Annotated in this window: 11 protein-coding genes; 6 read left to right on the forward strand and 5 right to left on the reverse strand. The window is 51.7% G+C overall.

The genetic code is table 11. The features are described from left to right. Positions 1–200: 200 nt before the first annotated feature. The gene (gene putP, locus B9L21_RS16120) at positions 201–1,658 is read left to right on the forward strand and encodes a sodium/proline symporter PutP (RefSeq protein ID WP_063167129.1); all 1,458 of its coding nucleotides are present in this window, start codon (positions 201–203) and stop codon (positions 1,656–1,658) included. 141 nt (positions 1,659–1,799) lie between these two features. On the opposite strand, the gene B9L21_RS16125 is transcribed toward putP, so the two are convergent. The 5 genes from B9L21_RS16125 to B9L21_RS16145 form a co-directional block, all read right to left on the reverse strand. Further along, positions 1,800–2,690, reverse strand: coding sequence for a carbon-nitrogen hydrolase family protein (locus B9L21_RS16125; protein ID WP_063167130.1), 891 nt, complete (start codon positions 2,688–2,690; stop codon positions 1,800–1,802). A 343-nt stretch (positions 2,691–3,033) separates the two neighbouring features. After that, positions 3,034–3,849, reverse strand: a complete 816-nt coding sequence (gene pdxK / locus B9L21_RS16130; RefSeq protein ID WP_063167131.1) for a pyridoxine/pyridoxal/pyridoxamine kinase — start codon at positions 3,847–3,849, stop codon at positions 3,034–3,036. A gap of 45 nt (positions 3,850–3,894) precedes the next feature. After that, complete coding sequence (locus B9L21_RS16135) at positions 3,895–4,494, reverse strand: Uma2 family endonuclease (RefSeq protein ID WP_063167439.1); 600 nt, start codon at positions 4,492–4,494, stop codon at positions 3,895–3,897. Positions 4,495–4,707: 213 nt separating this feature from the next. After that, on the reverse strand, positions 4,708–5,841 hold the full coding sequence (gene ald / locus B9L21_RS16140; protein ID WP_063167132.1) for an alanine dehydrogenase: 1,134 nt from the start codon (positions 5,839–5,841) through the stop codon (positions 4,708–4,710). A 116-nt stretch (positions 5,842–5,957) separates the two neighbouring features. After that, positions 5,958–7,193: a PucR family transcriptional regulator gene (locus tag B9L21_RS16145; protein WP_063167133.1), complete on the reverse strand. Its 1,236-nt coding sequence runs from the start codon at positions 7,191–7,193 to the stop codon at positions 5,958–5,960. Positions 7,194–7,632: 439 nt separating this feature from the next. Between B9L21_RS16145 and B9L21_RS16150 the strand changes: the two genes are divergently transcribed. The 5 genes from B9L21_RS16150 (at position 7,633) to B9L21_RS16170 (ending at position 12,376) form a co-directional block, all read left to right on the forward strand. Further along, a complete protein-coding gene (locus tag B9L21_RS16150; protein WP_063167134.1) occupies positions 7,633–8,322 on the forward strand; it encodes a GntR family transcriptional regulator in 690 nt (229 codons plus the stop codon). Next, positions 8,319–9,380, forward strand: a complete 1,062-nt coding sequence (locus tag B9L21_RS16155) for a tartrate dehydrogenase (protein WP_063167135.1) — start codon at positions 8,319–8,321, stop codon at positions 9,378–9,380. Before B9L21_RS16150 ends, B9L21_RS16155 begins: the two co-directional genes overlap by 4 nt. A 90-nt stretch (positions 9,381–9,470) precedes the next feature. Continuing rightward, complete coding sequence (locus B9L21_RS16160) at positions 9,471–9,965, forward strand: PTS glucose transporter subunit IIA (protein ID WP_063167136.1); 495 nt, start codon at positions 9,471–9,473, stop codon at positions 9,963–9,965. An 18-nt stretch (positions 9,966–9,983) separates the two neighbouring features. Beyond that, complete coding sequence (locus B9L21_RS16165; RefSeq protein WP_063167137.1) at positions 9,984–10,814, forward strand: PRD domain-containing protein; 831 nt, start codon at positions 9,984–9,986, stop codon at positions 10,812–10,814. Positions 10,815–11,002: 188 nt separating this feature from the next. Further along, entirely contained in the window at positions 11,003–12,376 is a 1,374-nt protein-coding gene (locus tag B9L21_RS16170) for a sucrose-specific PTS transporter subunit IIBC (protein ID WP_063167138.1), read from the forward strand. Positions 12,377–12,382 lie beyond the last annotated feature (6 nt).

Here is a 12,382-nt window from a genome sequence, read left to right on the forward strand (position 1 = left end):
ATAATGTTTTATGTAAAAAAGATATAAACGATGGATTTTCAATTTACAGAATATTATACCAGGAAGAGAGAAGTATTGGCAAAGGTTTTATCAACCCGTTTATTGTAGCGATATGGAAAAAAATAAATACTATTGTGTAAATACTATCAATTTCGTTATGATGAAAGTGGTGACAAGACAGCAAAGGAAGGAGAGGTCATATGGTTTTATTTTCCGTCATTGTGTATTTAGTCGGCATGCTCTGGATCGGTTATTGGGCGTATAAACGGACGGCGAACTTGTCTGATTATATGCTCGGCGGCCGGACGCTCGGACCGGCAGTCACCGCGCTTAGCGCTGGGGCTTCCGATATGAGCGGCTGGCTGTTGATGGGGCTGCCGGGGGCGATGTATCTTGATGGGGTGAGCGCCGCATGGATCGTTATCGGCTTGACGCTGGGCGCTTACGCGAACTGGTTGTATGTCGCACCGCGGCTGCGCGTTTACACCGAAGTAGCGGACGACTCGATTACGATTCCGGAATTTTTGGAAAACCGTTTCGGCGATGCGACGAAACTGTTGCGGATGGTATCCGGGATGGTTATTATGATCTTTTTTACGTTTTACGTTTCATCCGGCCTTGTTTCGGGCGGTGTGTTGTTTGAAAATTCGTTTGGTGTCAGCTATCATACGGGGCTATGGATTGTCGGCGGCGTCGTCGTTGCCTATACATTGTTCGGCGGCTTTTTGGCCGTCAGCTGGACGGACTTTGTACAAGGGACGATCATGTTTATCGCCCTCATTCTTGTCCCGGTCGTGACGTTGTTCCATACAGGTGGTCCAGCTAATACAATGGAGACGATTCGCGCTATTGATCCGGCTTTGTTAGATTTATGGAAAGGGACAAGTTTTCTCGGCATTATTTCGTTGTTTGCCTGGGGGCTTGGCTATTTTGGCCAACCGCACATTATCGTCCGCTTTATGGCGATTAAGTCGGTGAAAGAAATGAAAAGCGCCCGCCGCATCGGCATGGGCTGGATGATTTTCTCAGTCGTCGGGGCGATGTTGACGGGATTGTTTGGAATCGCTTACTTTTTTGAGCGCGGCATGAAACTCGATGATCCGGAAACGGTGTTTATCCAGCTTGGGGAAATTTTGTTCCACCCAGTCATCACCGGATTTTTGCTGGCGGCGATTTTGGCGGCGATCATGAGCACGATTTCCTCACAGCTGCTCGTTACGTCAAGCTCGCTGACCGAAGATTTGTATAAGGTGCTGTTCCGCCGCTCGGCTTCAGATCAGGAGCTTGTTTTTGTCGGACGCCTGTCGGTGCTCCTTGTCGCCGTTGTCGCGACCGCGCTAGCCTACACGAAAAACGACACGATTTTAAACTTGGTTGGCTATGCGTGGGCCGGATTCGGTGCGTCATTTGGCCCGGTCATTTTGCTTAGCCTGTTTTGGCGGCGGATGACGAAATGGGGAGCGCTTGCCGGCATGGTTGCCGGGGCGGCAACCGTCATCTTATGGACGCAGTCAGACTACTTAAAAGGGCTGCTGTATGAAATGATCCCGGGATTTGCCGCGAGCTTGCTCGCCATTGTCGTTGTAAGCTTGCTGACGAAAGCGCCGGAAGGGAAAGTGGCCGAGCAGTTTGACCGATTTAAACAGTCGCTGTCATAAACAAGACAAACAGGGTGTCCCTTGTCGCGGGGACACCCTGTTGTCAAAAGGGGCCTTTCCTGATGTCTCAGCCTAAGTACAGGCGTTGTCGCGGCGTCATGTCGTCCGATCCCGGTCCGAGTGCGAGCGTCTGTCGCGGCGTCAGGCCGTCCCGTTCCAATCCGGGTACAAGTCGGTGCGGCGGTCGCGCCATGTCGTGACCGACCCTTTTTCCCGCACTTTGCGAAGAAGCGACAAGTCAAGGTCAGCGGTAATGATCATGTCGCCGTTGATCTCACCGGCAGCGAGCACGCCGCCGGGCGGGAACGGAATATCGTTTGGCGTGATGACGGCCGCCTGGCCGAAGTTGGCGCGCATAAAGTCAACCGTCGGAAGCGAGCCGACCGTGCCGGTCGTGACGACATACACTTCGTTCTCGACCGCTCGCGCGTGGCAACAATACCTCACGCGGTAAAACCCGTGCCGGTCGTCGGTGCATGACGGACAGAAGATGACGTCAGCCCCTTTGGCGCGCGCCATGCGGACGATTTCCGGGAACTCGATGTCATAGCACGTCAGCACGGCAATCGTCGCTTTGTCCGTTTCAAAGACGTGAAGCCCGTCACCCGGGGCGATGTTCCACTCGTTTACTTCCGTCGGGGTGATGTGCAGTTTGGCCTGCCGATGGACGTGTCCGTCCGGTGTAAAGAGATGGGCGGTATTATACAGTTTGCCGTCTTGGCGGATGACATGCGTGCCGCCGATCAAATACATGCCCGTATCCTTGGCGAGTGACGTAAACAGCTCTGTGTACATTTCTGTATAACTCGGCAGGTCGTCAATCGTCGCTTGCCGCCCACCCTCAAGCGGAATGGAAAGCAATTGCGTCGTGAAAAACTCCGGAAACAACACAAACTCGGCATCAAACTCTTGCGCCGTTTTCACGTAATGCGTCACTTGCGCCGCAAACTCATCAAACGAACGGACCGTATGAAGATGATATTGCACAGCCGAAACGCGCAATGGCGGAACTCTCCTTTCTGCTTCTGTCATGGCGTATCGTCTCCATTTTACCATGGGGAAGCTTGTTTGTCGCTTTCCGATTTTCGAATCGCAGCAGGCTTTGTCCCAACTATACATATGCAAGATGAAGAGTTAACCTCTCGCATCATCCTGCAACCCTAATAGCAATTGCTCCAAAGATCCGGTAGATGCCATCTGCAAACTAGGTTGCAGGGTCAGAAGTTCTGTGCAGGCAAGGACAAATGTTGGTTTTTCAATGCGCATGTATATAGTAAAAAGCATGGGGGTTTAACATGAACAGCGAGGGCGTCGATTGGACAACTTGACAGCAGGACGCTTTCCCTGCTGAAAAAAGACAAGGCCGAAGCCTTGCCTATTGTTCCCCGTAGCGGCGGTAAGCGCCGTGATGCGTCGGGCCGACGTATTCGTTTAACGGGAACGAATGGCGAATGGCAGCGGTGATGAATGCTTTAGCGGTGGCGATGGCGTCCTTAACCGGGCGGCCTTTCGCCAGTTCGGCAGCGATGGCGGCTGAGAACGTGCAGCCAGCCCCGTGCGTGTACGCCGTTTCAATTCGTTCCGATTCAAGCAGTTCGAACGTTTTGCCGTCATAGAGGACGTCGACCGCGTAGTCGTGCGGAATTTTCCGCCCGCCTTTGACAATGACATATGGCGCTCCGAACTCATGAATGCGTCCGGCCGCCTCTTTCATGTCCTCAACCGTTTCAATGCGCGTCAAACCGGACAATTGCGCCGCTTCAAACAAGTTCGGCGTCACGACCGTCGCTTTTGGCACGAGCGTTTCACGATAGCACACCGTATTTTCCGGGTGAAGCGGCTCGTCGGCCCCTTTGCATACCATCACCGGGTCGACGACCGCGTTTTTCAATCCATGTTTTTCAATGGTGCGCGCCGCCAATTCAATGATATCGGTTGTCGGAAGCATGCCTGTTTTTAAGGCATCAATCCCGACGCCGACGATGATCGTCTCCAGCTGGGCCTCGATCGTCGCCAAGTCTACCGGGAAGACTTGATGCGCCCAACGGTTGTGCGGATCCATGGCGACGATTGTCGTGATCGCCGTCATGCCGTATACGCCAAGCTCTTGGAATGTTTTCAGGTCCGCCTGCAGCCCGGCGCCGCCGCTGCTGTCCGAGCCGGCGATCGTCAATGCTTTTGGCATCGTCATCGTCATCACTCCTTTGTTCTACAAGATTATACCATGAAGCCGCCCTCAAGGACGAAATAGTTGTTCTACATCAACAGAAAAACCGTCAAGCGCGCGCGAACATGCCATGCCGGTTTCTTTCCAGACGCCGGCTTGTTCATATTGTCCATTGTCATTGAGCGAGTAGATTTGCACAACACGATGCATGGGGTTCACGATCCAGTATTCATAGACTCCGTATTGCATATACAAATTCAATTTGAACACGAGATCGTACGCCTGGTTGGAAGGGCTTAAAATCTCGATGATCAGCGTTGGGACGCCGACAAATTTTGTATCCGTTAATCCACTTCGATCACAGATCACGGTTAAATCAGGGACGACAATTTTCTTGCCTTCGATTCGTTCGTTCTTTAGTTCGATATCAAACGGGGCATGAAACACTTCACACGGCTTTCCTTCTAAAAAATGGAACAGTTGGACGTGCAGCCGTCCCGATATGCGTTGGTGCTGGGTCGAAGGGGAGGGAGACATCAACACAGCGCCATCAATGTATTCTAAAACGCGGTCGGTTGTTTCCCGCATGCGATAAAATTCTTCAAGCGATACCGCCTGTTTTCCCGGAACGTTCACGAAATCACCTTCTTTCCAGCTTTCTATTTTCATTATACACTGGCCGCTTTGCCGAACGAAAATGATTTGGCACAACGCAACGGGTGACATACTCCCGCCACCTACGTTCACTTGGAGAAATGGGGGCCTTGTCGGTTTAGGATGATAAAAAAAAGCCGCCCGCATAGGGCGGCCATTTCTGGCAGTGAATGGGCAGCGATGAACATGCGGCCGACCGCGCGCGTTGCCGGCCGCGTCAATCAGCGGTTAGTTGGCGGCCAATGTTTTGCCGAGCGCTTCACGGGCCGGGACATAGCGGTAGCCGAGGTCGCGGGCGACCGCTTCGTACGTGATCTCGCCGTTGGCGACGTTGACGCCAAGCTCGAGCGCCGGGTTGTCTGCAATGGCTTGGGTGACGCCTTTATTAGCGATTTGCAAGGCATACGGCATCGTGACGTTCGTCAAGGCGATCGTCGATGTGCGCGGAACAGCGCCCGGCATGTTGGCGACCGCATAATGGACGACACCATGTTTCACGTAGGTCGGGTCATCATGTGTCGTGACGTGGTCGCTCGTTTCGACGATGCCGCCTTGGTCGATGGCGACATCGACAATGACTGACCCCGGTTTCATTGCTTTCACCATATCCTCAGTGACTAGTTTTGGCGCCCGTGCGCCCGGGATGAGAACCGCACCGATGACAAGGTCAGCCTCGGCGACAGCTTCAGCGATGTTCATTGGGTTGGACATGAGTGTTGTAATTTGATGGCCGAAAATGTCGTCAAGCTCACGGAGACGATCAGCGTTCAAGTCGATGATCGTCACGTCCGCGCCAAGGCCGACCGCGACCTTCGCTGCATTCGTGCCGACGACCCCGCCGCCGATGATCGCGACTTTGCCGCGGGCAACGCCAGGGACGCCGCCAAGCAAAATGCCTTTGCCTCCGTACGGTTTTTCCAAAAATTGCGCCCCGATTTGCGCAGCCATCCGCCCGGCGACTTCGCTCATCGGCGTGAGCAGCGGCAACGTGCGGCCGACTTGCACCGTCTCATAAGCGATGGCGATGACGCCGCTTTCTTTTAAGGCGCGCGCCAACTCTGGCTCTGCCGCCAAATGCAAATAGGTGAACAAAATAAGACCCGGACGGAAATAGCCGTATTCACTTGGCTGCGGCTCTTTGACTTTCATGATCATATCAGCCTGCGCCCAAACGTCTTCGGCGCGTTCGATGATTCGCGCCCCGGCACGGGCGTAATCATCATCATTGAAACCGCTTCCAATCCCTGCCTCTTTCTCAATGAGTACCGTATGTCCTGCCTGAACGAACGACAATACGCCCGCGGGCGTAATGGCGACACGGTTTTCGTTATTTTTAATTTCCTTTGGCACTCCAATAATCATGAATATCGTTCCTCCTCATCAAAAGTAGCCTTACTTATAGTATAAAAGAGAAGGAACAGGCCGGGCATTGTTCAAAAAAGAGAAAGAAGCGCACGGTTTTTGTGGATTTTCACAAATTAGTTGTGCGCTTCATATTTTGCTAATTTAATATCGATATATAATTTGATTTTCTGATTCATGTCATGGAGATCGAGCTCGGCGATGTCAGCGATTCTCTTCAGCCGGTAGGCGAGCGTGTTCGGATGAACGTTGAGAGCGTCGGCAGTTTCTTGTACGTTTTCATTATGATCAAAAAATGTTTCGAACGTTTTCACTAAGTCGCTATGATGCCTTTGATCGTACATGTGCAGCTTGGCCAAAGCGGGGTTGGTCCATTCCCCTTGCCGCTTTTGTTCAAGCAGAAAATCAAAAAACTGATAAATGCCGAGCTGGGCGTAGCCGTAAACGGCCTTTATTTCGCTGCCGAATTTTTCTTTCAGCGCCAGCACAGCGAGCGCTTCGCGATAGCTTTTTTCGATCAGCCGATATGACTCGTACACGCCGCCGAATCCGCTTTGCACATCGTGAATATGAAACCGCTCCTTCATTTTTGCGGAAAATGACTCGATGAATGCGTTCAGTTCTTTTAACGGCTGGTCCGTTTTCGGCGCCGCCAGCAAAATGACGTCACGGCCGTCGGTCGTATAAAGGAGGAGCGAAAGTTGTTGGGTCGTTTGCAACAGGTAGGAAATTTGCCGTTCCATTTCAGCGGTCAAATCGGCCGCAAAACGGAAGACAACGACAGCAAACTGCGGCGCTGCCGTAATTTGCATCGCGGCAAGATGGGCGCGGATTTCGTCTTCGGTCGCGATATGGCCGGTGAGCAGTTTCCAAAACAGCTCTTGCACCCGCTCCTCTTTTTTGTTTTTGCGCATATACAGCTGCAGCACTTTGTTTTTCGCCGCTTTGGCCGCCAGCTTCAGCCATTCCATCTCCTCAGGGGAGAGCGTCCGGTTCGTTTCGAGCACCCAAATGAAGCCGATCACTTCATCGTTTTTCCAAATAGAGACGGCGACACGGCTGCCGAGGCCGACATCTTCAATGGGCGGCACGCGCACCGGCTCGCGGCTTTTCAGCAGCGCGGGGATGGCGCCTTGCTTCCATAAGCTGTTGATCACTTTTTCCGGCACGCGCCGGCTAATGATCGTCGCCGTCCGCGCCGGGTCGGTGTAATCGTCATGGGCGCTGTAGGCGATCAGCCGATGATTGGCGTCCTCGATCGTCACCGGACAGCGCAGCACATCGCTGACGCGGTCGGCAAACTCTTCAAGGCTGTCAAACTCGCCGCGGAACGGGTCAGTATACGAGGGCATATTTGCTTTCCCCCTAACGTTCGTTATTAGAGAATATAAAGATATTCGTTTTCAAGTTGTGGCTAGCAGGCATATATGACTAGACATTGTTTTACCAACTATATAACGGTTTCATCATAACTTATGCATCGTCAGCTGTAAATCAGCACGTATGGGTATATTTTGAGATGACTGAACATGTTGCTGTTTAAACGAGGGCAAGCGCCTAAGGTTTGTAGCAGCTTCCCACTTTCCTTGCGCCATATCTGTGAAATGGTGAGGCAATGTATTATGTTTTGTTTCGGGGTGAGGGAACTGTCTATCCTGCACGGGAATTCAATGTTTCAAAATATTATATAACTTCATAATATGCTAAATTTTCATTGACAGAAAGAAGATATGTCAAATAAAATGGACTTAAAGTATATCTGTCGACAGTCGACAAAGTAGGTGAAGGCAAATGAGTCAAGCTCAACCGGACCGATCCGCTCCCTTTTACGAGCAAATTTATCATTTGCTGCGCAAGAAAATTCTTCAAGGAGAATTCAAACCCGGACAACGTATTTACGAAGCAAAGCTGGCCAGAGAATTAAATGTAAGTAGAAGTCCGGTGCGTGAGGCTGTAAGGGCGCTTGAAAAAGAGGGATTACTCCAAATTGATCATAAATCGCGGATCACCGTATACGAACCGACGATGAGGAATGTGGAGGAGATTTATCAATGCCGCATGTCCCTTGAATCGTTGGCTGTTAAACTGGCTTGTGAACGGCTGTCTGCCTCTCAATTGGACGAGATTGAAGAAGTGCTCCGCCAAACAGAACAAAGCATTATAATCGGTGACCTTGAATCCGTGATTGCATTCAATGTCCAGTTTCACGATTTTATTGTTTTGTTCAGTGGTAATAGCGAGCTAGGCAAGTTGTTAGGAGGACTTAGGTCGCTAACGTACTATTATCGGACGCTGAACGTGTACGGGCCAGGGAGGGCAAACCAAATTTTAGAGGAACACAAGCAAATTTTTTCTAAAATGAAAGAACGAAAAGCGGATGAAGCGGCAGAAACAATGAAAGTGCATATTCAACATGACTTGCTTCACTTAAAGAACCTGTTAACAAAGGAAAGCCAACAAGCAAGGGGGAAGAAGCCTTGAAAAAGTGGGAAATCGCCGTCATTCCAGGCGACGGCATCGGCAAGGAAGTCGTGCCAGCAGCGCTTGACGTGCTGCAGGCGGTCGCCGATGTGCATGGGGGAATAGCGTTTTCGTTCATCGAATTTTCGTGGAGCTGCGACTACTATGTTGAACACGGCCAAATGATGCCGGATGACGGGTTATCGACTTTGCGAAATTTTGATGCGATTTTTCTCGGAGCGGTCGGCAATCCGAAGCTTGTCCCTGATCATATTTCATTATGGGGATTGCTGTTAAAAATCCGCCGCGAATTTGAACAAGTGATCAACATTCGTCCGGCAAAATATTTCCGCGGCTTATCCTCGCCGCTGGCCGAGCCGCGCGACTTTGATTTCATCGTCGTCCGCGAAAACAGCGAAGGGGAATATAGCGAAGTCGGCGGGCGCATCCATCGTGGAGACGATGAAATCGCCATCCAAAATGCCGTGTTTACCCGTAAAGGAACGGAGCGGGCGATGCGTTACGCGTTTGAACTGGCCCGAAAGCGGAAAGGGCATGTGACGAGCGCGACGAAATCGAATGGCATTTTCCATACGATGCCGTTTTGGGACGAAGTGTTCGCCGACGTCAAGCGCGACTACCCGGATGTCGCGACCGCGTCGTACCATATTGACGCGTTAGCCGCCTTTTTCGTCACAAGGCCGCATACGTTTGACGTCGTTGTCGCGAGCAACTTGTTCGGGGACATTTTGACTGACCTTGGCGGCGCCATTATGGGCAGCATCGGCATCGCCCCGGCGGCGAACATTAACGTCAACGGCAACTATCCATCGATGTTTGAGCCGGTACACGGCTCGGCGCCGGACATTTACGGCAAAGGCATCGCCAATCCGATCGGACAAATTTGGACGGCGAAACTCATGCTTGACCATTTCGGTGAAGAAGAGCTCGGCGCTCTGTTGTTAAGAGTAGTGGAGGACGTCACCGCTGATGGTGTCAAAACGCCGGATCTTGGCGGCACGGCGGCGACGAAGGAAGTGGCCGCGGAAATTTGCCGGCGCTTGCGTGAGCACGCTTGATCGATCGGGGAGCGAGCGGCGCGGTTTGCAGTTTTCTTCCATTCGGGTATACTTGTTGTCGGAAGAACTGAAAAGAAAGGATGACACACCTTGTTCAAAAAATGGTTTGGCAAACAACCACCGAAGGAAGAAACGATCGTTGCGCCGCTGAGTGGAACAATCGTGCCGCTTGAGGACGTGCCTGACCCGGTGTTTGCACAAAAAATGATGGGCGACGGCATCGCCATTGACCCGACGGACGGGGACGTCGTCGCTCCGGTGGATGGCGAAATCATTCAGCTCTTTCCGACGAAACACGCCATTGGCTTGCGCTCGGAAGCAGGGGTTGAGCTGCTGATTCACGTTGGCATCGACACCGTATCGATGAACGGGGAAGGATTTACCGCCTATGTGAAGGCCGGCGACCGGGTGAAGCGGGGCGAGCGGCTCCTTTCTGTTGATTTGTCTCTCGTCCGCGACAAGGCCAAAAGCGCGGTGACGCCGATCATCATTACGAACGGCGACGCCCTTGCCTACCTCGAGAAAAAAGCCGAAGCCTCGGCGACCAAAGGGGAGACGATCCTGTTGCATGTCCAAACGAAATGAGAGCGGCAGGGGGAGCATATGGCGTTTCGGATCCATAGGATTTTAAACAATAACGCCGCTGTCGTGATCGACGAGGGCAAGGAGAAAATCGTGATGGGTCCGGGGATTGCGTTTCAAAAACGGAAAAATGACCTTATCTCTCCGGACCGTATTGAAAAAATTTTCGTCATGGAAGAAGAAAATGAAAGGTTCCAGCAGTTGCTTCGCACGCTGCCAGAGGAACATATCGATATTGCCGAAGAAATTATCAGCTATGCGGAAGGAAAGCTGCAAGCGCCGCTGAGCGACCATATCCATATCGCACTGACCGACCATTTGTCATTTGCCATTGAGCGGCTAAAGCAAGGCTACCGCATTCAAAACAAATTGCTTGGTGAAATTAAGGTGTTATATAAAGCGGAGTATGACATCGGGTTATGGGCGAAACAGCTGATCAAAGAGCGGCTCGGCATCGAGGTCCCTGATGATGAAGCCGCCCATATCGCCTTGCATATCCATACCGCGAAAATGGACGCCGCCAGCATGAACAAAACGCTGCGGGAGACGACGCTTATTCATGAACTCGTTGATCTCATCCAAACAGAGCTCGGCATATCGATCGATGAGGAAAGCATTTCGTACCAACGGCTGCTCACCCATTTGCGGTTTGCCTTAAGCCGCATTGAAAACGGGGAGTCGATTCATTCGATGGATGAGGAGATGCTTGCGCTCATTCAGACGAAATATGCGAGCGAGTGGGCGTGTGCGCAAAAAGCGGCGGAATATGCGGAAAAAGAATATGGCATTCGCTTTCCGGAAGAGGAACTCGCCTATATTGCGCTGCATATTCAACGGTTGAGAAAGCGTTGACAAAAACAGCGGGTTGTCTTATAATGCAAAACAGACAACGAAATATTGTGGGATTGTAACTGCTTCGAGCAGGCAAGACCTAAAACGTATGAAGGGGACGGCAGACGGATCATGCCGTCAGATCATCCTTTGTATGTTTTAGGTCTTTTTTGTTTTTTATCATCATCAAGAAGGAGAGGAGTTCACCAATGAACTACGAACACATTGCCAGACAGCTCATCCCGCTCCTTGGTGGGAAAGAAAACATCATTAGCGCGACCCATTGCGCGACACGGCTTCGGCTTGTTTTAAAAGATGATCAAAAGGCTGATGCAAAGGCCATTGAAAACGTCGAAGGAGTAAAAGGAGCGTTTTCCAGCTCCGGACAGTTTCAAATTATTTTTGGCACCGGTGTGGTCAATAAAGTGTACGAGGCGTTCGCCCGGGAAGCAGGAGTGCCGCAGGGCGGTGCCGATGTGCATCAAGAAGCCATCAAGCGAAAAATGAATCCGCTCGCCCGCTTTGCGAAAACGTTGTCGAACATTTTCGTACCAATCATCCCGGCGATCGTCGCGAGCGGTCTGCTTATGGGATTGCTCGGGATGATGAAAGCATTCAAGTGGGTGGCGGCGGACAGCGCCCTGTATATTTTGCTTGATATGTTCTCCAGTGCAGCGTTTATCATTTTGCCGATTTTAATCGGCTTCAGCGCGGCGAAAGAATTTGGCGGCACACCGTTTTTAGGGGCGGTCATCGGCGGGATTATGACCCACCCGGCGCTATTGAACCCGTGGGGACTGGCGGAAGCGAAGCCGAATTATATGGAATTTCTCGGCTTTGATATTGCCATGGTCGGGTATCAAGGGACAGTGGTACCGATTTTGCTGGCGACGTATGTAATGAGCAAAATTGAGCGCGGATTGCGCAAAGTTGTTCCCGATGCCGTCAGCTTGCTTGTTGTTCCGTTTATGACCGTCATTTTGACCGGGTTTATTACGATGTTAGCCATCGGTCCGCTCGGCAATTTGCTTGGTGACGGCATTACAACCGTGTTGAACTTTGTTTACCATTATGGTGGCGCGTTAGCCGGCCTGATCTTCGGTGGGTTGTACTCGATGATCGTTATTACTGGCGTGCACCATAGCTTCCATGCGATTGAAGCGAACTTGTTGGCGAAGCTTGGCGTCAACTATTTGTTGCCGATTTGGTCGATGGCCAACGTCGCTCAAGGCGGGGCTGGTTTAGCTGTTTTCGTCAAATCGAAGCGGGCAAAAACGAAAGAAATTGCACTGCCAGCGGCCTTATCCGCGTTTTTAGGCATTACCGAGCCAGTCATTTTCGGTGTGAACTTAAAATACCGGAAGCCGTTTATCGCCGCAGCCATTGGCGGCGCGCTCGGCGGGGCGTACGTTGTGTTTATGAACGTGGTGGCGAACGCTTACGGGCTGACCGGCATCCCGATGATCGCCATCGTCGCGCCGCAAGGGCTCACGAACGTCATGCACTATTTAATCGGTTTTGCCATTGCGGTTGTTTCGGCGTTTGTGGCGACACTGCTTCTGAAATTCCGCGAAGAAGAGTGAGGGGCG

The sequence above is a fragment of the Geobacillus uzenensis genome, assembly GCF_002217665.1.
GTDB lineage: Bacteria > Bacillota > Bacilli > Bacillales > Anoxybacillaceae > Geobacillus > Geobacillus subterraneus.

What these genes read in the sequence shown, in the direction of transcription:
- B9L21_RS16125 (WP_063167130.1), bottom strand. Translation starts at nt 2,690, where the DNA reads ATGACAGAAGCAGAAAGGAGAGTTCCGCCATTGCGCGTTTCGGCTGTG.
- B9L21_RS16150 (WP_063167134.1), top strand. Translation starts at nt 7,633, where the DNA reads ATGAGTCAAGCTCAACCGGACCGATCCGCTCCCTTTTACGAGCAAATT.
- pdxK (WP_063167131.1), bottom strand. Translation starts at nt 3,849, where the DNA reads ATGACGATGCCAAAAGCATTGACGATCGCCGGCTCGGACAGCAGCGGC.
- B9L21_RS16170 (WP_063167138.1), top strand. Translation starts at nt 11,003, where the DNA reads ATGAACTACGAACACATTGCCAGACAGCTCATCCCGCTCCTTGGTGGG.
- B9L21_RS16145 (WP_063167133.1), bottom strand. Translation starts at nt 7,193, where the DNA reads ATGCCCTCGTATACTGACCCGTTCCGCGGCGAGTTTGACAGCCTTGAA.
- B9L21_RS16165 (WP_063167137.1), top strand. Translation starts at nt 9,984, where the DNA reads ATGGCGTTTCGGATCCATAGGATTTTAAACAATAACGCCGCTGTCGTG.
- ald (WP_063167132.1), bottom strand. Translation starts at nt 5,841, where the DNA reads ATGATTATTGGAGTGCCAAAGGAAATTAAAAATAACGAAAACCGTGTC.
- B9L21_RS16135 (WP_063167439.1), bottom strand. Translation starts at nt 4,494, where the DNA reads ATGAAAATAGAAAGCTGGAAAGAAGGTGATTTCGTGAACGTTCCGGGA.
- putP (WP_063167129.1), top strand. Translation starts at nt 201, where the DNA reads ATGGTTTTATTTTCCGTCATTGTGTATTTAGTCGGCATGCTCTGGATC.